The sequence below is a fragment of the Tenacibaculum sp. IMCC1 genome, assembly GCF_054906355.1.
Genome location: NZ_CM142818.1, coordinates 1416558 through 1440866 on the forward strand (window position 1 = coordinate 1416558; position 24309 = coordinate 1440866).

18 protein-coding genes, 1 pseudogene and 1 riboswitch are annotated in these 24309 nt (G+C 32.4%); of the genes and pseudogenes, 6 read left to right on the forward strand and 13 right to left on the reverse strand.

Going from position 1 to position 24309, the window contains the following annotated elements:
- Nucleotides 1–39 precede the first annotated feature (39 nt).
- Together ACXIHB_RS06625 and ACXIHB_RS06630 are read left to right on the forward strand one after the other, a co-directional pair.
- On the forward strand, nucleotides 40–522 hold the full coding sequence (locus ACXIHB_RS06625) for an RNA polymerase sigma factor (RefSeq protein WP_159613551.1): 483 nt from the start codon (nucleotides 40–42) through the stop codon (nucleotides 520–522).
- The gene (locus ACXIHB_RS06630) at nucleotides 506–1126 is read left to right on the forward strand and encodes a hypothetical protein (protein ID WP_437823033.1); all 621 of its coding nucleotides are present in this window, start codon (nucleotides 506–508) and stop codon (nucleotides 1124–1126) included. The genes ACXIHB_RS06625 and ACXIHB_RS06630 overlap by 17 nt, the downstream gene beginning before the upstream one ends.
- A gap of 25 nt (nucleotides 1127–1151) precedes the next feature.
- Here the strand turns inward: ACXIHB_RS06630 and ACXIHB_RS06635 are convergent, their stop codons facing one another.
- The 11 genes from ACXIHB_RS06635 to ACXIHB_RS06685 all read right to left on the reverse strand — a co-directional run bounded on the left by ACXIHB_RS06635 (nucleotide 1152) and on the right by ACXIHB_RS06685 (nucleotide 15371).
- Complete coding sequence (locus ACXIHB_RS06635) at nucleotides 1152–1880, reverse strand: hypothetical protein (RefSeq protein WP_462099223.1); 729 nt, start codon at nucleotides 1878–1880, stop codon at nucleotides 1152–1154.
- Between the two features lie 6 nt (nucleotides 1881–1886).
- Entirely contained in the window at nucleotides 1887–3992 is a 2106-nt protein-coding gene (gene recQ, locus ACXIHB_RS06640) for a DNA helicase RecQ (protein ID WP_462099224.1), read from the reverse strand.
- A 67-nt stretch (nucleotides 3993–4059) separates the two neighbouring features.
- A complete protein-coding gene (locus ACXIHB_RS06645; RefSeq protein ID WP_462099225.1) occupies nucleotides 4060–7227 on the reverse strand; it encodes a S41 family peptidase in 3168 nt (1055 codons plus the stop codon).
- Nucleotides 7228–7293: 66 nt separating this feature from the next.
- Nucleotides 7294–8064 carry a tryptophan synthase subunit alpha gene (gene trpA / locus ACXIHB_RS06650; protein WP_462099226.1) on the reverse strand — a complete coding sequence of 257 codons (771 nt, stop codon included), beginning with the start codon at nucleotides 8062–8064 and terminating at the stop codon, nucleotides 7294–7296.
- Nucleotides 8065–8192: 128 nt separating this feature from the next.
- On the reverse strand, nucleotides 8193–9368 hold the full coding sequence (gene trpB / locus ACXIHB_RS06655) for a tryptophan synthase subunit beta (RefSeq protein ID WP_462099227.1): 1176 nt from the start codon (nucleotides 9366–9368) through the stop codon (nucleotides 8193–8195).
- A gap of 10 nt (nucleotides 9369–9378) precedes the next feature.
- Nucleotides 9379–10008, reverse strand: a complete 630-nt coding sequence (locus tag ACXIHB_RS06660) for a phosphoribosylanthranilate isomerase (RefSeq protein WP_349264462.1) — start codon at nucleotides 10006–10008, stop codon at nucleotides 9379–9381.
- Nucleotides 10009–10123: 115 nt separating this feature from the next.
- Entirely contained in the window at nucleotides 10124–10912 is a 789-nt protein-coding gene (gene trpC / locus ACXIHB_RS06665) for an indole-3-glycerol phosphate synthase TrpC (RefSeq protein WP_047788469.1), read from the reverse strand.
- 122 nt (nucleotides 10913–11034) lie between these two features.
- Nucleotides 11035–12021: an anthranilate phosphoribosyltransferase gene (gene trpD / locus ACXIHB_RS06670; RefSeq protein ID WP_047788671.1), complete on the reverse strand. Its 987-nt coding sequence runs from the start codon at nucleotides 12019–12021 to the stop codon at nucleotides 11035–11037.
- Nucleotides 12022–12031: 10 nt separating this feature from the next.
- The gene (locus ACXIHB_RS06675) at nucleotides 12032–12625 is read right to left on the reverse strand and encodes an anthranilate synthase component II (RefSeq protein WP_462099228.1); all 594 of its coding nucleotides are present in this window, start codon (nucleotides 12623–12625) and stop codon (nucleotides 12032–12034) included.
- An 83-nt stretch (nucleotides 12626–12708) separates the two neighbouring features.
- Nucleotides 12709–14100, reverse strand: coding sequence for an anthranilate synthase component I family protein (locus tag ACXIHB_RS06680; RefSeq protein ID WP_462099229.1), 1392 nt, complete (start codon nucleotides 14098–14100; stop codon nucleotides 12709–12711).
- Nucleotides 14101–14306: 206 nt separating this feature from the next.
- Nucleotides 14307–15371 carry a hypothetical protein gene (locus ACXIHB_RS06685; protein WP_462099230.1) on the reverse strand — a complete coding sequence of 355 codons (1065 nt, stop codon included), beginning with the start codon at nucleotides 15369–15371 and terminating at the stop codon, nucleotides 14307–14309.
- Nucleotides 15372–15466: 95 nt separating this feature from the next.
- Nucleotides 15467–15664: riboswitch (cobalamin riboswitch) on the reverse strand.
- 251 nt (nucleotides 15665–15915) lie between these two features.
- Here ACXIHB_RS06685 and asnB point away from each other — a divergent pair.
- Nucleotides 15916–17577 carry an asparagine synthase B gene (asnB, locus tag ACXIHB_RS06690; protein ID WP_462099231.1) on the forward strand — a complete coding sequence of 554 codons (1662 nt, stop codon included), beginning with the start codon at nucleotides 15916–15918 and terminating at the stop codon, nucleotides 17575–17577.
- Between the two features lie 88 nt (nucleotides 17578–17665).
- On the opposite strand, the gene ACXIHB_RS06695 is transcribed toward asnB, so the two are convergent.
- A complete protein-coding gene (locus tag ACXIHB_RS06695) occupies nucleotides 17666–18844 on the reverse strand; it encodes a DUF3103 family protein (RefSeq protein ID WP_462099232.1) in 1179 nt (392 codons plus the stop codon).
- A 429-nt stretch (nucleotides 18845–19273) separates the two neighbouring features.
- On the opposite strand from ACXIHB_RS06695, the gene gyrB reads away from it, so the two are divergent.
- The 3 genes from gyrB to mdh all read left to right on the forward strand — a co-directional run bounded on the left by gyrB (nucleotide 19274) and on the right by mdh (nucleotide 23394).
- Nucleotides 19274–21211: a DNA topoisomerase (ATP-hydrolyzing) subunit B gene (gyrB, locus tag ACXIHB_RS06700; RefSeq protein ID WP_047788474.1), complete on the forward strand. Its 1938-nt coding sequence runs from the start codon at nucleotides 19274–19276 to the stop codon at nucleotides 21209–21211.
- Between the two features lie 91 nt (nucleotides 21212–21302).
- The gene (locus tag ACXIHB_RS06705) at nucleotides 21303–22322 is read left to right on the forward strand and encodes a DUF6588 family protein (protein WP_073181637.1); all 1020 of its coding nucleotides are present in this window, start codon (nucleotides 21303–21305) and stop codon (nucleotides 22320–22322) included.
- Nucleotides 22323–22467: 145 nt separating this feature from the next.
- Nucleotides 22468–23394, forward strand: coding sequence for a malate dehydrogenase (gene mdh, locus ACXIHB_RS06710; protein WP_073181642.1), 927 nt, complete (start codon nucleotides 22468–22470; stop codon nucleotides 23392–23394).
- A gap of 372 nt (nucleotides 23395–23766) precedes the next feature.
- On the opposite strand, the pseudogene ACXIHB_RS06715 reads toward mdh, so the two are convergent.
- Nucleotides 23767–24289 (reverse strand): annotated as a pseudogene (locus ACXIHB_RS06715) (cell division ATP-binding protein FtsE); the annotation flags it as partial.
- Between the last annotated feature and the right edge of the window lie 20 nt (nucleotides 24290–24309).

A 24309-nucleotide genomic window follows, 5' to 3' on the forward strand; every position in this document is an offset into this window, starting at 1 on the left:
AATTTTACTTTTCAGAATACCTATCAAGAAAACCAAATTTTGAGTAACGATTTTTATATAACATCCATTTTACCACATGCTGGTATTATTATTAAAATATGTAGAGCTTATACGGACTCTCAAGAAGATTTTGAAGACTTTTATCAAGAGGCTTGTTTACAAATATGGAAAAGTAGAGATGCTTTTCAGAATAAGTCAAAATGGTCTACTTGGATTTACAGAATTACGCTAAATGTTTGTTTAACCTTAGCGAAGAGAAATGCTAAAAAAGAATATTCTTTAGAGAAAACTCCCAATTTATCTGAGGATAATAAAGCTTTTCAAAACGAAGATTTAAACTTGTTATACGATGCCATTAAAAAATTATCTGAAGTCGACAGAGCGATAATTTTACTGCATTTAGAAGAAAATCCTTACAAAGAAATTGCTGCGATTATTGGAACTAGCGCTAACAATATTGCAGTACGTATTAACAGAATTAAAAAACAATTAAAAATAGTATTAGATGGAAAAATCAATTGAAAAAAGATGGAATGAAGCTTTTATAAATGAACAATCATTAATAGCTCCAAAAATCAACGATATATACAACCAGAAATCTAAATCGGTCATTAATAAAATCCAAAGAACCTATGAATTTGACAATAAAGGATTACTTCCTATGGCAGGAATTGTAGTTATTGGAGGAATACTTTTATCTGAAACTATTATAGGAGCATACGGTGCTTTTTTAATCTTAAGTTTGTATTTCTTTAATACAAAATTGTTAAAAAGATTTAAGACTATTGATGTTAAATCTGACAACTTAACATATTTAAAAAATTATAGAAGTGTAATTAACTCGGTATCTAAAGCCACAAAAAAGTTATTTGTTTTTGCAATTCCACTAGCTATTGTATCAATTTTTGCTCTGGCTTACGGTGTGAAAGAAAAAAGTTTTTTATCTAACTATATTTCTAGCGATTCATCCTTTTTAGACATTATAGGAGTTGGACTTATCGTAGCAATTGTGACTGGAGTTATTGGTTTCGTAGTGTATAATATCTCAACTAGAATTTTATATCATAGCCTTATATCTAAACTAGACGATATTATTAAAGAAATGGAAGAATTAAAAACTTCTTAATTAATCATAAACCAGAATTGTTCTTTTATAATTCTGGTTTATTTTTTGTTCTGGTTCGTTTACGAAGTTTAAAAATCCGATCATCGTAATAGGCTTTTAGTTCGTCAACAAATGACATCGGATTTTTATAAGTTGTTAAAACTTTGTAAGTATAACTATCTAACAAATCCGTTAATTGTTTTTCTAAACGTTCTACCTGATTTATTAAATACGTAGTATTGCTAGTTACTTTCTTAACTATTGTTATATCTTTATTAAAATTCAACGCTGTATTACCTCCAAAAATATGTGCATGAAAAGCCTCTAACTCTTCCAAGCTTCCGTTTTGATATATTTCAATCAGCTTTGTTGTTGTTTCTAATGCTTTTTGTTGCTCATTTTCTTGCATCGAAAATTTATCAGGATGCACATACAACATTGCTTCTTTATATAATCTCTTCTTCTCTTTTTGATTGATTTTCTCTACTTCTTCTTTTTTCGAAACAGGTACAATACCTGTAGGTTCTTTGTAATTTTTACCTTTTCGCTTTTGTGCTAACCTTTTTTCCTTTTTAGCTTTCTTTTGTGCTTTATATAAAATTGTTAATTCTCGTTCTTCTATTAACAAATCAGCAATTGAATTTCGTAACGATTGTTCAAAAGGAAATAGCTTGGTTTCAATTGCTTCAATCTTACCTTTTAACGCTTTTATTTTCTCTTCTAAGTTTAAAATAGCGTCTGAATTAGCATCGACAGGAAAACAGTTCTCGTTCATAATACACTATCCTTTCCTTTGTAAAATGGTCAATCCTACTCGTATTTTTTCATACGGAACTTTCTCTCCTAAAAACTCAAAATAAGGTTTTAAAGCTGTTTCATTTTTCAATACTTTTTTGGCATTTGCTACCAAAGCTAATGTATCTGCCTCTATAAACTCATCCAAACTCACATCTTTTCCCTCTAGGTATAACTTAGATAAATGAGAAAAAATAGTGGTAGGTTTTAACCCTCGGTTCTCTGCTATTTCTTCAACCGTAAATCCTTCTTTATATAGCTTAAACGTTTCTAAAGTGGTATCTTTTTTAGTTTTCTTCTTTTCGTTTAAAAAAGTTTTGATTTCTTCCATAAACTCAGCCCCATAAACTTCTAGTTTTCGTTGCCCTACTCCACTAATTGCTAGAAATTCTTCGTCAGATTGTGGTCTTTCATTCTCTATTTCTTTAAGTGTAGCATCATTAAAAACTAAATATGCTGCTATATCTTCTTCTTGAGCAATACGATAACGTAGCTTTCGCAAACGCTCAAATAACGTATCCTTAACTGCTTTTTTCTTTTTCTCTTTTGTTACCGTTTTTACTTCTTTTGTAAACGCTACTGGAGTTGTTAATTGTACTTTTTCACCTTCAAAAAGCACTTTATTTGAGAACTCTGTAAGTTGCAGACTATTATGTAAATGAAAAGCTATTTGACAATACCCTTGATTCGTTAACTGAATTAAATAATGTTGCCAATCTCTCCAAGAAATATCGCTACCAACACCGTAGGTTTTTAGCTTATCATAGTTTCTATCTAAAACCGTGGCATTTTTTGCTCCTCTTAATACATCAATCACCGTTCCCATCGCTTCTTTTCCTTGTAATCGATAAATAGCTGACAATCCTTTTTGCGCAATAACTGTTCCATCAAAAAATTGGGGTGGATTCTTACACACATCGCAATTCCCACAGTTTTCTTCAATCAGTTCTCCAAAATAACTAAGTAATATTTTTCTTCGGCAAACCGTAGCTTCAGCAAATTGCTTCATACGTTCTAATTTTGCCTCTTGAACTTCTTTATTTCCTGTGTTTTCTATAAACTGACGTAGTTGAATAACATCTGCATAACTATGAAATAATAAAGCTTTTGCAGGTAATCCATCACGACCTGAACGTCCAATTTCTTGATAATATCCTTCTATATTTTTAGGCATATTGTAGTGTATTACCCAACGAACGTTCGATTTGTCAATTCCCATTCCAAAAGCAATAGTTGCGCAAATTACTTCACAATCATCTTTAATAAAAGCCTCTTGAGTCTTAGCTCTTTCTTCAAAAGATAATCCTGCGTGATATGCCTTTGCATCAATATTGTTTTGTTGCAGCTTACTAGCTAATTGTTCTGTAGCCTTTCTACTTAAACAATAAATAATTCCCGCTTCATTAGGCCTTCTTTGGATAAACTTAATAATTTGTTGCACTCTATCATTTGCAGGACGCACTTCTAAAGCAATATTTTCTCTGTTAAAAGAACTTATAAATTGTGTAGCATTAGGTATTGTTAATTGCTCTAAAATATCCTGTTGCGTTGCTTTGTCAGCCGTAGCCGTTAACGCTACAATAGGAACATCTGGTAACGATTTTTTTAAAAATGCTAATTGCTTGTAGGAAGGACGAAAATCGTGCCCCCAAGCAGAAATACAGTGCGCCTCATCAACAGCAATACAACTTATATAAGATTGGTTTAACACATTTTGAAGCAATGATAAACTTTCAGGAGCAACATATAGTAGTTTTATACTTTTTGATGCTATTGCATCAAATACTTGTTGCTGCTCTTCTGTTAATTGACTACTGTTAAAAAAAGTTGCAGGAATTCCGTTTGCTCTCAAGCTATCTACTTGATCTTTCATCAAAGCAATTAATGGAGAAATCACCAACGTAACTCCTTCAAAAAATAATGCTGGTAATTGGTAACAAATAGATTTTCCTCCTCCCGTTGGCATAATAACCAACGTATTTTTTTTTGCTAATATATTTTCAATTATAGCTTGTTGCTCTAAACGAAAACTATCGTATCCAAAATTTACCTTTAATTTTTCTAACAATTCTTGTTCTGTAATCTGCATCATTTGGCAAAAATAGGAATAAAAAAAGCGCAGAGTTTAAACTCTGCGCTTGATCTTTTTTTAGTTCTTATTACTTAATATCTTGTAACAACACCTCGACTGCTTTTTTTAACTGAGCATCTTCTCCTCTATCTTTCCATCCTGGTGCATTTTTTACTAAGTAATCTGGTACTGCAGGTGCTTCGTTCTCCATGTTCTCTCCTGTTTTCTTTACAAACCATGCTCTAAAAGGCATACGAATCATTCCGTTAGCTAATCGTTTACCTCCTGTAGATACAACAGCTCCAAAAGTTGGCTGACCAACTAACTTCCCTAATCCTAAGCTCTTGAAGGCATGTGAGAAAATTTCAGCATTTGAATAACTATTTTCATTACATAATGCTACCACTGGTTTTGTGTTTACCGATAAAATAGCACGTTCATTAAACGGATAGTTATCTGCAAATTTTTGATGATTTTTCAAACTCTTTGCTGCTCCTCTTGGAATTGTATACGCATGTTGATCTACATTTAACACTGCCATTAATCTATCAGTAGTCCATCCACCACCATTGTAACGTACATCAATTACGATTCCTTTTTTACCATAACCACTTGCTTTTAGTTCACGTTCAAAACGCTCGAAACTTGGCATGTTCATTCCTTGAATATGAATATACCCTAACTGACCGTTAGAATATTCATCTACCAATTTCTTTCTAGAGTTTACCCATTCCTCATATTGTAAACTTCTTAACGACCTTTCTGGGCGTAATACTACATCTTTACCATTATCTAAACTCAATAAAACCTCTTTTGATTGTGTATTCTTTAGTAAACTGTAAAAATTCGTATTCTTTTTAATTTCTTGTCCATTAACAGCCGTGATAACATCACCAACTTTTAACTTACTCGTTGATTTATCTGCTACTGAATTTGGTAATACATAAGAAACTTTTACACCTTTTTTAGTGTTTTCTACTTCTAAACCTAATACGCCAACTTTATCGCTTGCATTTCTAGGAGCACTTCCTCGGTAGCCCATATGACTCGCATTTAACTGTCCTAAAAGTAGGTTAAACATATAAGTGTAATCTTCGTGTGTGGTTGTTGACAGTACCCAAGGCTTGTACTTTTTTACTAAAGCATTCCAATTATACCCATGAAATTCTGGGTCGTAAAAACCAGCAGTTAATGCTCGTATACCTTCTTCAAAAACTTGTTGATATACTTCCTCTCTATTAGTTGTATAGGTAGCACTGTGTGGTAACTTCGTTACTTTATCTGATTTTGTGTTTAATTCAGCTAATTTTCCTCTAGAAGTGAAATAAATTTTTCCTTTGTTCTCAGTAAAGTTTCGTGCATTAGCAACTCCTTTTACTAATTTTGGCTTGCTACCATCCCATTTAACTTTATATGTACTTCTTTTTTCTGTAGCAGGGTTGGTTGCTGAAAAATAAATGAAATCACTATCTGCACTAAACACAGGACTATACTCATCATCTTGTAAAGAAGTAACTTGTACTAGACGGTCGTAAATTTTATCTTCATCTATTTTTACAACTACTTTTTTCTTCTTTTTCTTTCCTTTTTTTGCGTCTTTCTCTTTAGAAGGTTCTTCTTTCTTCTCAGGATAATAAGCTCCTTCTTCGTGATCTAGTTTTGACTTTTCCCAATCAGATTTTTCCAACCAAACCATCCAAACATCGTAATTGATTCCGCTTCTATTTGATAAAAATGCTAACTTTTTTCCGTCAGCACTCCAAACTGGATTTCGGTCACTTCTAGGATGCATAGACACATTCATTTTAGTAGAAGGATTCTCTACAGATTGAATAAAAATTTCGCTATCAAAATTTAAGTCTTCTTGAGAATAGGCTATGTATTTACTATCTGGACTCCATGAAACTCCTTCAGCAGCTGCCCAAGAATTAGAGTATTCTTTAGCATTTGTTATTTTTCCTTTTTTAATATCAGCAATCATTAAAATTCCTCTTCCCACCTGATAAGCTATCTTCTTTCCATCAGGAGAAACTAAGGAATATTCAATATCTTCTTTGCTATTTGTTAGTTTAGAAACTTTTGTTTTTAAACTACGGTGCAACCCCACCAAAGTATCTGTAGAAACTGCACTGTACAATTGATAAACTCCGTCTCTATCTGAAGAAAAAACAACTGTTTTATCGTCTAACCACTGTGGATTAATATCTCTATATGGATGCTTGCTCACATTATTTGAGCGCTTCTTTTCTTTATTATTCTCCTTTATAAAGATTTCTCCATTAATTTCTAATGCTACGTTTTTTCCATTAGGTGAAACTGCATAATTACCAATGTTTCCTGAAACTGTTTTAGTTTCTTCTTCTTCAAAACGATTATCTGAAACAATATCTAAGTTAATTTTTTGAGTTTTTCCATTTTCTAACTTGAAAGTATCTGCCCCACTAGTATAAACAATCGTTCCATTATTACTTACTGAGAATGTTTGTACACCGTCTTTTGTTTGATTTGTTAATTGAGTAGCTATACCATTGGCAGTTCCATTTGCAGAAATTGCTTGTTTATAAATATTATAACGTCCACTTTTTGCGCCGATATAATATAAATTTCCTGCTGCATCCCAAACAGGAGAGTGGTCGTTCTTGTTACTCGTCGTTATTTGATGATATTCATCTGTTTCAGTATTATAAACCCAAATATCACGCTGCGCAGAACCTGAGTAATCTTCACGAGCAATACGGCATGCTCCTTTGGTAAAAGCAATTAATTTTCCGTTAGGAGATACCGAAGCCATTTCACCATAAGCAGTTAATAATCGACGAGGTGTTTCTCCCTTTTCATTAACTACATACATTTGTTTATCCCACTCTGGACCTCTTAACACACGACCAGTCGTAAAAACAATATCTCCTTCTTTTGTCCAATCTGTAGGAATATTGGCTGTAGGGTAGTATGTTAACTGTTTAGGAACTCCTCCTTTTATAGAAGTTACAAATACATTATCATTTCCTTTTCTATTTGATGAAAATCCAATTTCAGTTCCATCTGTGCTCCAAACAGGGTTACTTTCGTAACCTTTATGAATGGTCAATCTTTTTGTTTGCTGATTGTTAAAGTTATATAGCCAAATATCGCCATAATAACTAAATGCCATTTGAGAAGCATCAGGGCTTATCATAGGCTTACGAATTAACGTATGCTGTGCAAATAAAAGATTACTTGCTAATAAGGCCACCCCTAAGAATATCTTTTTAGTCATGTTATTTGATTTTAAATCACCAAATTACTTTATTATGACTAAAATTCTCTTAAAATTAGGAATATATTAACAGTTCTTAACAGTTCTCACAAAATTACTTATCTCTTCAATCCCATTTTTTTCTAATTCTTTAATAAAAGCTGAACCTATAATAGCTCCATTCATGTACTCGCAAGCTGTCGCAAAAGTTTTGTTATCTGAAATACCAAAACCTACAATCAACTTACTTTGCAAGTTCATCGCTTGAATTCTTTTAAAGTAATTTATTTGTGCTGATGAAACTTCACCTTTGGCTCCCGTAATAGATGCCGAAGCAACTACATAAATAAAAGCATTTGTTAAAGAATCTATCTTACGAATGCGCTCATCTGAAGTATGTGGAGTGATTAAAAACACGTTTGTAATTTCGTATTTTTCAAACAACTGCTGATAGTGATTTTCGTATTCAACCATTGGTAAATCTGGAATAATTACCGTATCAATGCCACAGTCCTTTACTTTTTGACAGAATTTATCTTCTCCATATTTAATAATCTGATTCAAGTATCCCATTAATACTAAAGGGGTTTTATTTGAACCTTTTATCGTTTGTAATTGCTTAAAAACCACGTCGAGATTCATACCGTTTCTCAACGCTACATCACTACTATGCTGAATAGTTGGTCCATCTGCAAGTGGGTCAGAATATGGCAAACCTACTTCTATAAAATCTACTCCACTATTACTTAACTTAGCAATAACTTTTGTAGTATCTTCTAGTTTTGGAAAACCTGCGGTAAAAAAAATTGATAATAAATTGTTTTCCTTTTTATTGAATATATGTTGAATTGAGTTCATTTTCTATGGTTTTGTCAGTTCGAGTGATTTTCGACTTTAGGAGAAAATCGTATCGAGAACTTATTACATCTCGATACAAATTTATTCGTTCCTCTCAAATTCACTCGATGTGACATTCTTTTTAACTATTAGCTTAAATGTTTTATATACGTTTCTAAATCTTTATCTCCTCTACCTGATAAATTCACCACAATCACCTGATCTTTTTGTAAATCCATTTTTGGTAATACTGCTAATGCGTGTGCACTTTCTAATGCCGGAATAATTCCTTCTATTTTTGTTAGTTCGTAAGCAGCTTCTAATGCTTCTTTATCCGTAGCATTCATAAATGTTGCTCGTTTTGTTTCATGCAAATAAGCATGTAACGGTCCCACTCCTGGATAATCTAACCCTGCCGAAATTGAATATGGTTCTACAATTTGTCCGTATTCATCTTGCATTAAGATGGTTTTACTCCCATGAATAACTCCTACTTCTCCTAATTGTGAGGTTGCAGCACTTTCTCCAGAACTCACTCCTAATCCTGCCGCTTCAACTGCGATTAGTTCCACTTCTTTATCTTCTAAATAATGATAAAAAGCACCTGCTGCATTACTTCCTCCACCTACACAAGCTATAATAGTATCAGGATTTTCTTTCCCTGTTTGTTCTTTTAGCTGTACTTTCATTTCTTCTGAAATCACTGCTTGTAATCGCGCTACCATATCTGGATACGGATGTGGACCTACCACAGAGCCTATTAAATAATAAGTATCTGGATGCTGAATCCAATAACGGATAGCTTCATTCGTAGCATCTTTCAAGGTTTTGCTTCCACTAGTTGCTGGTACTACTTTAGCCCCCAACATTTTCATACGGGCTACATTCGGCGCTTGACGTTGAATATCAGTTTCTCCCATGAAAACAACGCATTCTAATCCCATTAAGGCACATACTGTAGCTGTAGCCACTCCATGTTGCCCTGCACCTGTTTCTGCTAAAATTTTAGTTTTTCCTAAATGTTTTGCGATTAGAATTTGACCAATGGTATTGTTTACTTTATGCGCGCCTGTATGATTTAAATCTTCTCTTTTTAAATAAATAGCTGCTCCATACTTTTCTGATAACCTTTTTGCTAAATACAGAGGACTTGGACGACCAACATAGTGTTTTAATAAATCTTTATATTCCTCTTGAAATTCTTCAGATTCTATAATTTTTATATAATTATCTTCTAATTCTTTTACGTTTGGGTATAACAATTCTGGTATAAATGCTCCTCCAAATTGTCCGTAATATCCGTTATTGTCTGGTTGAAATTTCATATAATTTGTTTTAGCTGTTAGCCGTTAGCTTTTTAAACTTTTTTATTTTTTCTACTGATTTTATTCCTGGCTTGGTTTCAAACTTGCTATTCACATCAATTGCATAGCAGTATTGTGATTCTTTTCTTTTAAGAAAGGATTGTAATTCTCCTACTTCTTCTAAGCCTATTCCTCCGCTTAAAAAGTAAGGTTTGGTTGAATTGTAATCTCTCAAAACCTGCCAGTTAAAAGTTACTCCGTTTCCTCCGCGCTCTTTACCTTTGGTATCAAATAAAAAATAATCTATTACCTCTTCATAAGGTTTTAATATCTCAAAATTAAATTTGTCTTTGATTCCAAACACCTTAATAATTTCTAGTTTTGGTAAATGCCCCTTTAATTTTTGAATATATTCAACAGGTTCATCTCCATGCAACTGAACCAAATCCAGCTGATATTCTTCAACTAAAGAAACTACAATCTCCAAATACTCATTTACAAAAACACCTACTTTTTTGATTCCTTTAGGTAGTTTCGGAATGATGCCTTCAAAATTTCTTGATGATTTTTCATAGAAAATAAACCCTAAATAATCAGGTTGTAATTCAGCTACTTGCTGAATATTTTCTATAAACTTCATTCCACAAACTTTTAGTTTCATATTATTTATATTTCGTCATTTCGAGTAATTTTCGACTTTGTGAGAAAATTGTATCGAGAAGTACTTGTTCTCGACACTAATTTATTCGTTCCTCATAAATTCACTCGAACTGATATTATCTAATTTGATCGATAAACTCTTGACATGCTTGACCTGGATTTTCTGTTTTCATAAAGTTTTCCCCTATTAAAAAACCATGAAAACCATGTTCTTTTAATCCTGTTATAATCCTTGGATCTGAAATTCCACTTTCTGAAACTTTTACAACTGTATCTGGAATTTGACTTGCTAAATTTATTGAGTGTTCTAAATCAACTTCAAACGTCTTTAAGTTTCTGTTGTTAATTCCTATAATTTTATTATCCAAATCTCCAATTTTATCTAAGTCTTCTTGGGTATGGATTTCATATAAGACTTCTAATCCTAAATCTGTTGCTAATTGACCGTAATTCTTCAATTGTTCAGCTGTCAAACAAGTAGCTATTAACAACACCACATCAGCACCAATTGCTTTAGCTTCTACTATTTGAAACCCATCAACAATAAAATCTTTTCTTAAAATGGGTTTTTGTTGATTAATTACTCGTGCTTCCATCAAATCTGCCATGGTACCTCCAAAAAAAGAAGTATCGGTTAAGATTGATTGTGCTGCTACATTAGCATCTAAATATCCATTCGTTACTTCAGTAATCGTTGCTTTGTCATTGATAATTCCTTTAGAAGGCGATTGACGTTTAAACTCTGCTATAATTCCTGTTGAATAAGGCTCCAATAATGATTTTTTCAAAGAAATTGGTTGTCTTTTAAAATTCGGGCTTTCTACCAATTTTTTAACAGCTACTTCAGCTTTTATTTTTGCTACTTCCTGTTTTTTAAAGGCTATTATTTTATCTAAAATAGTCATCTTATATTCTTTTTGTTATTGCGAACAAAATGAAGTAATCTAAATTATTTTCTTTACAGAAAGATTCCTTCACTACCACTTCGACTACGCTCAGTGTCCGTTCGGAATGACGTTTTTTTATTTTAATTTACTAATTTTTCTAACGATTGTTTTGCTTTTAACCCTAATAACGAATCTTTTGCTTCTTCAAATGCGGTTTCAAAACGCTTATTTTTATTAAAAGTTTTTAAGGCAAATGCCGCGTTGGTTAATACCACATTATTTTGAGCTTCTGTTCCTTTTCCATTAATAATATCTACAAATATATCTGCAGCCTCTTTAACGGTATTGCCTCCAAAAATAGCCGATGGAGCAATTTGTTTTTGTCCTAAATCAGATGGAGAAACTTGTTGCTCTGCCTCTTTTGTAAATAATTTAAAATCTCCTGTTAACGATATTTCGTCGTACCCATCTAATGCATGTACCACACCATAATTTACTTCAGATTGTTGCAACATATAATTGTACACTCTGGCAACCTCTAAATTAAATACGCCCACCAATTGATTTTGTGGACGACTTGGATTTACCAATGGCCCCAACATGTTAAAAAATGTTTTTACTCCTAATTCTCTTCGAATAGGTGCTACAACTTTCATCGCCGGATGAAATAACGGTGCGTGTAAAAAACAAATATTTGCTTCTTCTAACTGACGCTTTAACGTAGTCTCATCATTTGTGAAATTGTATCCTAAAAACTCTAACATATTAGAAGAACCTGATGCAGAAGACACACCATAATTTCCATGTTTTGCAACTTTATGTCCTGTTCCCGCCACAATAAATGAGGTTAATGTTGAAATGTTGAACGTATTTTTTCCATCTCCCCCTGTTCCGCATAAATCAATCGTATTAAAATCTGATAAATCTACCTTTATCGCTAATTCTAATAAAGCTTCTCTAAACCCTGATAATTCATCAACCGAAACTGGTCGCATTAAAAACACGGTAATGAATGCAGCTATTTGTGAAGCATTGTATTTTTCTTGTGCAATATTTATCAACACTTCTTTCGATTGTTCCTTGGTCAATCGTTTTTGTTCAAATAGGGTGTTTAGTATTTTTTTCATATCAATAGCTTTAAGCTTTTGGCTTTTGGCTTTCGGCAAAAGCAATAAAATTCTGAATCATTTTTTTCCCATCAGGAGTTAGAATGCTTTCTGGATGAAACTGAACCGCTTCAATAGCAAACTCTTTATGACGTAACGCCATAATACTTCCTTCTTCATCAACTGCTGTTATTTCTAGTTCCTCAGGAAAGTTGTTGTGTGAAGCAATCCAAGAGTGATAACGTGCAGCTTCAAAAGTTTCTGAAATATCTTTAAAGGTAATTGCATTATTTTTAGTTACTTTCATTTCAGTAGCTACTCCGTGAAATACATCATTCAGGTTTTCTAACTCGCCCCCAAAAACTTCCGTTATTGCTTGCAAACCCAAACACACTCCAAAAATTGGAATTTTACCTGCATAGGTTTTTATAGTTTCCTTTAAAATACCTGCTTCATCAGGAATACCTGGTCCTGGTGACAGAATAATAGCATCGTATTTTTTAATTTCATCTACTGAAATTTCATCGTTACGATACACATCTGGCAACTTTCCTGTTATATCCTCTACATAATGTACCAAATTATAGGTAAATGAGTCGTAATTATCTAATATTAATATCTCCATATTTATAGTATTGAGTATTGAGATTTGAGTAATAATAAAACATGTATACCCTACATGTAAATACAAACATCTCAATTCTAATTTTATATTTCTTCTGCTAACACCAATGCTTTTTTAAGTGCTGCTAACTTATTATTTACTTCTTGTAGTTCGTTTTCTTCTTTAGAATTAATTACAATTCCTGCACCTGCTTGGTAAAACAAAGTATTATTTTTACTTACAAAAGAACGAATTGCTATGGCTTGATTTACATTTCCGTTCAGTCCAATAAAACCAACACATCCTCCATAAAATCCACGGGTTTGATTTTCGTATGTATCTATCAATTCCATGGCTTTGTATTTTGGTGCTCCACTTAATGTTCCTGCTGGAAATGTATCTCCAACAATTTCTATTGGGTTTCCTGTAATTTTACCTGTTACTGTTGATACCAAGTGAATTACATGACTAAAATATTGAACCTCTTTGTAGGTTTCAACTGTTACATTGGTTGCATGTTTACTTAAATCATTTCTCGCTAAATCAACCAACATTACATGTTCTGCATTTTCTTTCGGGTCATTTGCTAACTCTTTCGCCAACTCTCTATCTTTTTCATCATCACCTGTTCTTCTAAAGGTTCCTGCAATTGGGTTTATAATTGCTTGTCCATCTGTTATTTTAATTTGTGCTTCGGGTGAAGACCCCATTAACTTAAAACTTCCATAATCAAAATAGAATAAATATGGAGAAGGATTTATAGAGCGTAATGCTCTGTACACATTAAATTCATCTCCTTTAAATTTTTGTTGAAATTGACGTGATAAAACCAACTGAAAAACATCTCCTCTTTTACAGTGTTCTTTTGCTTTTGTTACACTTTGCTTAAATTCCTCATCCGTGATATTCGAAGTTTCTTCTCCTTCAAAAACGAAGTCATATTTAGCAAAAGATTGAGAGTTTACTAAGTTTTCTATTTCTGATAATCGAGATTCTTCTCCTTCTGGTATATTTTCTATCAAAATCATTTCATTTTTAAAATGATTGATTGCTACAATAAATCGGAAAAAGCTATACTGTAATACTGGAATTTCAGAAGGAGCTTTATTTGATTTTAACTGAATTTTTTCAAAGTATTGAACCGCATCAAAAGTTGTATAACCATACAATCCATTAAATGATTTTATTTCCTCTGAACAATTTATCGAAATAACATTGCTATACGCATCAAACTTCTCATAAAAATTTCTTTGAATAGGCTCTCTTTCTAATTCTTCTTTTCGATACGACAATAACAATTCATCATTTTCTGCCTTGATGGTTATCAAAGGTTCTATACACAAAAACGAATAACTATTTTCTTTACTATGATAATCTGAACTTTCTAACAGCAAACTATTCGCATACTTGTCTCTTGTTCTTAAATACAAGCTAACTGGCGTTATCATATCTGCCAATTGTTTTTTTGCTATTGTTTTAAAGGTAATTTTTTTCATTTTATTTAATATGTAAAAAACAAAAAAGGCTTATCATGAGATAAGCCTTTTCGTTGTATTATAGATATAACAAGATGGTCTCACTAACGTAAGTTATGAGTTTTCCACCACCAGTTATTTAATTGTTGTTTTATCATTATGCTACAAATGTATAAAGTGATTTTGATTTTACAAACTTTTTTGTATTAAAAATAAATAAACAATACTTAATTTACAGAAAAATCTTCTTTAGAGAAGAAAATATCTATTGGCGAGTTACCTATTCCTTTTACAGTTTTAAAAACAGATTTATCTTCATTATATATAGTAAGTATACTTTTTTCCGTATCAAAAAAATCTTCTGCGCCTAAAACATATACTTTTTCTGTAATAGGATGCTCTCTTATAACAGTTGTAAGCATTATTCCTTCTGTAGTTGGATTAATAAATTCTTCTGCTTTTTTTGTTTCTGTGTTAAAACGGTGAATCACTCCTGTTGACACTTCTGACCAATAAACATAACTACTTGATTCACTTACAGAAAGCATACTATTCTTATACAAATTCACTCCTATTAATGTAACCGTTTCATCAATACCATAATCAGTTGTCAAACTTACAAACTTAGCATCTCCAACTCTTTTCTCAGTTCCTATCCAAATTTTATTGTTTTTATCTTTTAAGATTCCTGAAATTACATCATCAAATATTACTGTGGTTTTTATTGACTTATCTTTGATATTTAATACTTTCAACTCTTTATCGTCAGCAATCAATATGTTTTCTCCATCTACCAATACTCCTGATTTTGAAAACAATACTTTTGAAGAAACTCCATCAATTTTATCTTTAACTCCTTCACTTACATTAAAAAACGATAAATCATATGTTCTTCGTCTTCCTCTTCCACCAGTAGAAATGATTACTCCATCAGTTTCTGAGTACATGGCCAAGTACGAAGGGCTACTTACCTTAGATGTAGTCACTGTTACTTCTTCTGCAAGATCTTTTAAGTTTAATTTTGTAACAAAATTAGGTCCGTCTTGAGACACTATGAATAAACTATTTTCAAAGTTTGTAAAAGATATTGAATTTTTATTTAGAGACTCATATATATTTGGGGTAAAAACTTGACTTTCATCTAAGTGCCCTACCACTGTTTTGTCCCCCTCATAACTTAGTATAAAAGAATTATCATAAATTGGAGTTGGTTCTTGTTTCGTTGAATCACTTGAACATGAAAAAAAAACTGATATTAAACATACCAATACAATACTATAATTACGTATCATTATTATAATTAAATTTAAAGTTTCTGAAAACAAAAAAATACAAACATTATATTTCAAATGTTCTTTACTGCTTCTTCTTTTAACCCGAAAGAAAAGCAATGAATTAAATTTTGGCAGGTCTCCTGACTAACATCTTGCTACTACCTTCCCGTAAAAACAGTGGCGTAAGAAATAACAAGTATCTATAATTTTAATAGACTAAGTTTACAGTTGCGGGTACAGTTTAGGATTCTCACCTAATTCCCTTTTAATTTTCTTTACAATAAAGAAAAACCGCGGCAAATATATTTTAGTCGTAGGAAAGAAACACTAATTTTACTGTTAAAATTATACTTCCTTCTTTTTCGATAAAAGTAAACTCTCATAATTGTTATAAGAATAATTAAAAAGTAGAATAATAATAGCTTAAAACGCAAATTAAAGTTAATTAAAATATGTTTTTCAACTTTTAAAGTTACAATATATAACCAAAAAAAGCATAATTGTTTAAAAATAAAAACATCATTCAGTTATTTGCATTATAATAAACAATAAAATTAAAATTATGTGTGGAATTGTATGTGCGTTTGATTTAAAACAATCTTCAGATAAATTAAGACCTCAATTATTAGAAATGGCTAAGAAAGTTCGCCATAGAGGTCCAGACTGGAGTGGAATTTATAGCGATGAAAAAACAATTATGGCACATGAGCGACTAGCAATTGTTGATCCTGCCTCTGGACAACAACCTCTATTTAGCCATGACCGTAGATTTGTCTTAGCTGCTAATGGAGAAATATATAATCATAAAGAAATAAGAAAACAACTTAAGGAACAACATGAGTTTTTAACTAAATCTGATTGTGAGGTTATCTTAGCTTTATACAAAGAAAAGGGAGTTGAGTTTTTAGATGATTTAAACGGGATTTTTGGTTTTGCTGTGTACGATTCAATTACAGATGAATATTTAGTAGCTCGTGACCATATGGGAATTATCCCTTTATACATGGGATGGGATAAACACGGAACTTTTTATGTGGCCTCTGAGTTAAAAGCGCTAGAAGGAGTTTGTAACAAAATCGAAATTTTTCCTCCAGGACACTATTATACGCGTGAAGACGGATTACAAAAATGGTATTCTCGTGATTGGATGGAATACGAAGCTGTGAAAGACAATAAGACCTCCATAGATGAAGTTCGCGATGCTTTAGAAGCCGCTGTTCATAGGCAACTAATGAGTGATGTACCTTATGGAGTATTACTTTCTGGTGGATTGGATTCTTCCATCACCTCTGCTATTGCAAAAAAATATGCTGCTAAACGCGTAGAATCTGGTGATAAAGATGCTGCTTGGTATCCGCAATTACATTCATTTTCTATTGGTTTAGAAGGCTCACCTGATTTAGCTGCAGCTAAAAAAGTATCGGAATATATTGATACTATTCATCATGAAATAACCTTTACTATTCAAGAAGGCTTAGACGCAATAAAAGATGTTATTTACAACCTGGAAACTTACGATATTACAACAGTTCGTGCCTCTACTCCAATGTATTTAATGGCACGTGTTATTAAATCTATGGGAATAAAAATGGTCTTATCTGGCGAAGGTGCTGATGAACTTTTTGGAGGATATTTATACTTCCATAAAGCCCCTAATGCAGAAGAATTCCATAAAGAAACTGTACGAAAATTAGATAAATTGTATCAATACGATTGTTTACGCGCCAATAAAAGCTTAATGGCTTGGGGAATTGAAGGTCGTGTACCATTTTTAGATAAAGAATTTATGGATGTAGCAATGCGTATTAACCCAGAAGACAAAATGATTAATGGTGAACGTATGGAAAAATGGGTGTTACGTAAAGCTTTTGAGAGCTATTTACCAAAAGAAGTAGCTTGGAGACAAAAAGAACAATTTTCTGACGGAGTTGGCTACAACTGGATTGACACCTTAAAGGAAGTTGTAGAAGCTGCTATTACTGACAAAATGATGGCAAATGCTCCACATCGCTTTCCTACACAAACACCAAGAGCTAAAGAAGAATACTATTATCGTTCAATATTTGAAGAGCATTTTCCAAGTGAAACTGCTGCTTTAACAGTTCCGTCTGTGCCTTCAATTGCTTGTAGCACTCCTACTGCACTGGCTTGGGATAAAAGTTTTCAAAACCAAAACGAACCTTCTGGTAGAGCTATCAAAGCTGTGCATGAAGACGCTTACTAAGAAAAATTCTTAGTTTTTTTTCAAATTTTAGTTGTAAAGAAAACCTCGCTTATTGGCGAGGTTTTTGTTATTCCTTTAAATTTATTTTTTAATTTGGAGCTACATAAAAAGGAGATAAGTTCACCTTTGCATTTCTTCTAGCCCCATAATAATTATAGTAACTCTTATTTTTTTCAATTGTATAAAACGAATCTACATAATCATCATTATTGGCATACCAGCTATCAGGCATCGCTTGAATTATTGCTCCAGCAACTTGACCTAAAACACTCACCCAAGGTTGTGTTGAAACTGCTCCTATAATTTGAAAAACTCCATTTACAATAGCAGAAACTAAGTCTTTATAATTTGTATTATCATCTTTTTCAAATAACTGAATATTTGCAGCTTGGTATTGATAATCATCCCAAAACAATAATATTTGATTCGGATAATAATCAGTATCATCATGATCTAAATAATACATAGGTATTACCTTAATTTCAGGATTGTTTTTATCATCTTTAATACCTGATGTTATTGCATATACCTCAGCAGCACCACTTATCCAAGGTTCTTCATCATCATTTAATCTTATTTTATCTAACTTCGTGGTTTCCAATCCAGCATTTCTAACAGATTTAGTACTTAAATCTAATGAAGACTTTAAAAACCTGTTGTTTTGAACTCCATTTTCTTGAAGATACTCATTCATATAAATTACCTCTCTCTTCAAGGCTTCAAAACCATCAGTTTCAATAACAATAACTGTTTGACTTGGTGCTTCTTTAGGATCAAGATAAACAACTTCTTTATCTATTGTATACGCTTCAACTCTCTCCCAAGTTTTCTCATCTCCTTCAGGAGCAAAAGAAAATAATACATTAGAAAAATCTTCTATTCTCTCTCCATTGTGCATCCAAACTTCCAAAATCTCTATCTTTTCAGGAGCGGCTTCTTTAGACGCCTTACCTTCTAACATAGTGGTTTTAGACATTAACATTTTATATGACTCTTCATCACTTACAAACTCAGAAGTTTGGTTTAAAATTTTAGACATCGCTACACTTGGTTGCTGATTATTCAACAACTCAAGAGTCTTTTCTTTAAAGCTTTGATTCTTCATCAAATCAATAAATTGAAAAGTAGCTTCTTTCTTATTTGTTAAACTAGAAATTTGCTCTTCTGTCAAACTTTCTGAACCAGTAACTAATTCTTCAGAATTGTTACAGCCAATAAACAACATAGAAGCCAATAAAGCTCCTAATAAAATTCGGGGGGTTTTCATTTTAAAAAAAATTTAATTTATTAATACTAGCTTCAATATTAACAAAAAACACAACAAAAACCTTAAAAAATGTTAATTTTTTACAAAAGCATAAACAAAAAACCATTAAACACTAATTTAAATTCATTTATTTAACACCAAACAAACAATTTTATAACTTTACTTTTATAAAACATTTTTAAAGCCAAATAAGCTATTTTTATAAAAAAAGATTAGACCAAACTATCCATTTATCTTCAAATTCTAATTTAAAAGTGTTTTTAGCCGTTTTAAGGGCTTTTTTATTTCTTAAGCAATTGTTGATAAAACATCACAAAAACCTCTTAAAAACTTTATTTAAAGTTTATAAAATCGTAAATTTGTAATGTAACAAAAATCGCTCCCGAGCGATTTTTTTATGATAAAGACTTTAATTTAATTCTCTTTATAATGAGCGAAGAAAAAAAACATAATTATTCTGCCGATAGTATCCAGGCGCTAGAAGGAATGGAGCACGTACGCATGCGTCCTTCCATGTATATTGGAGATGTTGGAGTACGAGGATTACACCATTTAGTATATGAGGTTGTAGATAACTCTATTGACGAAGCCTTAGCTGGTCACTGTGATGAAATATCAGTAGATATTAATGAAGATAACTCTATTACAGTAAAAGATAATGGTCGTGGTATTCCTGTTGGAATTCATAAAAAAGAAGGAGTTTCTGCCCTACAGGTTGTAATGACCAAGATTGGTGCTGGTGGTAAATTTGATAAAGATTCATACAAGGTATCTGGTGGACTACATGGTGTTGGGGTCTCTTGTGTGAATGCACTTTCTGATCATTTAACTGCAACTGTACATAAAGAAGGTAAAATTTGGCAACAAGAATATGAAAGAGGTAAAACTTTATACCCTGTAAAAACTATTGGAGATACAGATTTTACTGGAACTATTGTTAGCTTCTTGCCAGATAAATCAATATTTCAACAAACAACAGAATACAACTACGATACCTTAGCTACACGTATGCGCGAATTGGCATACTTAAATAAAGGTATCACCATTACGTTAACTGACAAACGTAATCAGGATGATGAAGGGAATAATATTTCTGAAACATTTCATTCTGAGGAAGGTTTATCTGAATTTGTAAAATTCTTAGACGGGACAAGAACACAGATTATTCAAGATGTAATTTCTATGGAAGGTGAAAAGAATGGAATTCCTGTAGAAGTTGCTATGGTGTACAATGATTCGTATGCTGAGAATTTACACTCATACGTAAATAACATTAATACACACGAAGGTGGTACACACCTATCAGGTTTCCGTCGTGGTTTAACGCACACATTAAAAAAGTATGCTGATGAGTCTGGTTTACTTAAAAATGTAAAATTCGAAATTGCTGGTGATGACTTCCGTGAAGGATTGACAGCAATTGTATCTGTAAAAGTAGCAGAACCTCAATTTGAGGGTCAAACAAAAACAAAATTAGGTAACCGTGAAGTAAGCGCTGCTGTATCACAAGCGGTATCTGAAATGTTAACGGATTATTTAGAGGAAAATCCAAATGACGCTAAAACCATTGTTCAAAAGGTTATTTTAGCTGCACAAGCACGTCACGCAGCACGCAAAGCTCGTGAAATGGTACAGCGTAAAACAGTAATGAGCATCGGTGGTTTACCTGGTAAATTATCTGACTGTTCTGAAACTGACCCTGCTCAATGTGAAATATTCCTTGTTGAGGGAGACTCGGCAGGCGGTACTGCAAAACAAGGTCGTGACCGTAACTTCCAAGCTATTCTTCCTTTAAGAGGTAAAATCTTAAATGTAGAAAAAGCTATGCAACATAAAGTTTTTGAAAATGAAGAAATCAAAAACATGTTTACTGCATTAGGAGTTACTATTGGAACAGAAGACGACCCTCGTGAATTAAACTTAACCAAATTACGTTACCATAAAGTAGTTATTATGTGTGATGCCGATGTGGATGGTTCCCACATTGCTACTTTAATTTTAACATTCTTCTTCCGTTACATGCGTGAAATGGTTGAACAAGGATATATTTACATTGCTACTCCTCCTTTATATTTAGTTAAAAAAGGGCAAAAACGCGAGTATGCATGGGATGACAATCAACGTGATTTAATTGCTCAAAAAATGGGTGGTTCAGTAACTATCCAACGTTATAAGGGTCTTGGAGAGATGAACGCAGAACAATTATGGGACACTACCATGAATCCTGAGTTTAGAACACTACGACAAGTTACTATTGACAACTTAACTGAAGCTGATAGAATATTCTCTATGCTAATGGGTGATGAAGTTCCTCCACGTAGAGATTTCATAGAAAAGAATGCAAAATATGCGAATATTGATGCATAAAACAATTTCTTAACGACAAAAAAGCTCAATAAAATTATTGAGCTTTTTTTTATTTTATATTTTTACCGCTTAAAACAACATCCTCATAATTATGAAAAAAATTCTTTTACCACTTTTAACTTTAATGGTAAGCTTTAGTGTTAAAGCTCAGGAATTAGAAACTATTTTATTAGCAAAAGAAGACGCTAGCAAACTAACAAATGCTTATTTAGATCCTGCTATGAAAGGTTTTATTTATAGCATGAACAATGGCTGGTATCATACTGCTAAAGTTCACAAAAAATTTGGCTTTGATATCACTATTGGTGCTAATGCTTCTTTTGTACCTTCTGAAGATGAAATATTTAATCTAACAAAAATAGGATTATCTAGTAATACTACCTATAACCAAAATACTACACCAACAGTTACTGGAAGCAATTCCCTAACTCCTGCAGAATTAACATATAGAACAACCGTTAATGGACAAGAAGTTGAAGCTAACTTTACAATGCCTGAAGGCGTTAAAGATGATCTACCTGCTAATGCCGTACCAGCTCCTTCTGTTCAAATTGGATTAGGACTTCCTTATAAATTTGAAGCAATGGTTAGATATGTACCAAAAGTAGGCTCTGATGATGTAAAAGGAGGATTGTTTGGAATAGGAGTAAAAAAAGAAATTACCAATTGGTTTGGTCCTATGGATAAAACACCATTGCATGTTTCTTTACTAGCTGCCTACACCAATATGAATGTTGATTATACAATAGGTGATGTTTCTGGTGATGTATCAACCGAAAATGCTTCTGCAGAATTTAAACTAAATTCATATACTGTACAAGCAATCGCATCTTTAAACTTTCCTGTTATTAATATTTACGGAGGTGTAGGATATAATGGAGGTAATACCAGACTAAATATGCTTGGAACCTACATTCTTAGATACGAATTCAATAATATTCCAGTAGATGAAGAAAGAGTTACTGACCCTTTATCTTTAAAGACTAATACGGGTAGCTTTAACACCACATTAGGTGCTCGTTTAAGTTTAGGTTTCTTTAAAATCTTCGGAAGTTATACCTTACAAGAGTATAACTCTGTTAATGCAGGTATTGCTTTTAGTTTTAGATAATTTTTACCAAAAATAAACTCTAGAACAAACCCGTTGAAATATCAACGGGTTTTTCTTTTATATCCATAGCCAAATCGCTATTTTTGTGCATCTTGTGCGGATTCCGCACTTATAAACATAATTAATTACAAAAAACATATATAAAATGAAAGTAACGGTTGTAGGAGCAGGTGCTGTAGGTGCTAGTTGTGCTGAGTACATTGCTATTAAAAATTTCGCTTCTGAAGTTGTTTTAGTTGATATTAAAGAAGGTTTTGCTGAAGGTAAAGCAATGGACTTAATGCAAACTGCTTCTTTAAATGGTTTTGATACTAAAATTACAGGAACAACAGGAGATTATAGCAAAACTGCTGGATCAGACATCTGTGTAATTACTTCAGGTATTGCTCGTAAACCAGGAATGTCTCGCGATGAGTTATTAGGAATCAATGCTGGTATTGTAAAATCTGTAGCTGCTAGCTTAGTTGAGCAATCTCCTAACACAATTATCATTGTAGTATCTAACCCAATGGATACTATGACATATTTAGTACACAAAGCGACTGGATTACCTAAAAATAGAATCATTGGTATGGGTGGAGCATTAGACTCTGCTCGTTTTAAATATCGTTTAGCTGAAGCTTTAGAAGCTCCTATTTCTGATGTTGACGGAATGGTTATTGGTGGTCACTCTGACAAAGGAATGGTACCGTTAACTCGTTTAGCTACTCGTAACTCTGTTCCTGTATCTGAATTCTTATCAGAAGAAAGATTAGAGCAAGTAAAACAAGATACTAAAGTTGGTGGTGCTACCTTAACAGGATTATTAGGTACTTCTGCTTGGTATGCTCCAGGTGCTGCTGTATCTGGTTTAGTACAAGCAATTGCTTGTGACCAAAAGAAAATATTCCCTTGTTCTGCTTTATTAGAGGGAGAATATGGTTTATCTGATTTATGTATTGGTGTACCAGTAGTATTAGGTAAAAACGGAATTGAAAAAATCGTTGAAATTAACTTAAGCGAGGAAGAAAAAGCTGCTTTAACTTCTTCTGCTGAAGCTGTTAAAAACAACAACACTACTTTAACTTTCTAGGAAGTTAAAAACGTAGAATCTAAAAGTCCTGAGTAAATTCATTACTCAGGACTTTTTTATAATTTTTTGTTAAAATTCAAATAGTGGTGTAAGATTCTGCTAATCTGAACGTCTTTATTATGGAGAAGCATTAGTAGTGTTTCTTTTCATAGTTTTTCATAGCAATTTTCCCACTTCATTTTTGAAGTGGGTTTGTTTTTTTTATAAAAAATTAAACTGCTTGCTGTACTACTTCAAACAATTCTCCACCTTCGCATTTAATTACTTTTTGTTTAAACTTTACAATCAATTGATAATCGTGCGTAGCCATAAGAATCGTTTTTCCACTTTGGTGAATTTCATTCAATAACTCCATCACCTCTAGTGAAGTTTTTGGATCTAAGTTCCCCGTAGGTTCGTCTGCTAAAATTAATTCAGGATTATTTAATAATGCTCTTGCAATTGCTACGCGTTGTTGCTCTCCTCCAGACAATTCAAAAGTTTTTTTATAGTACTTTTCCTTCATTCCTACCTTATCTAAAACTTCATGAATTTTATCTTTCATTTCAGTTTTATCTTTCCACCCAGTTGCCTTTAATACAAACTCTAAATTTTCAAATACGTTTCTATCATTTAATAGTTTAAAATCCTGAAAAACGATACCTAATTTTCTTCTTAAAAAAGGAATATCTTTTTCTTTCATTTTCTTTAAATCAAAATCAACGATGCTTCCTAAACCACGTTGCAAACGTAAATCACCATACAAGGTTTTTAACAAACTACTTTTTCCACTTCCAGTTTTACCAATTAAATAATAAAAATCACCTTTATTTAAGGTAAAGTTTACTTTTGATAACACTAAATTGTCTTGTTGATAAATATCTGCGTTTTCTAGGTGTAAAACAGGATTTTCCATGGAGTGTAGTTTTTTACAAA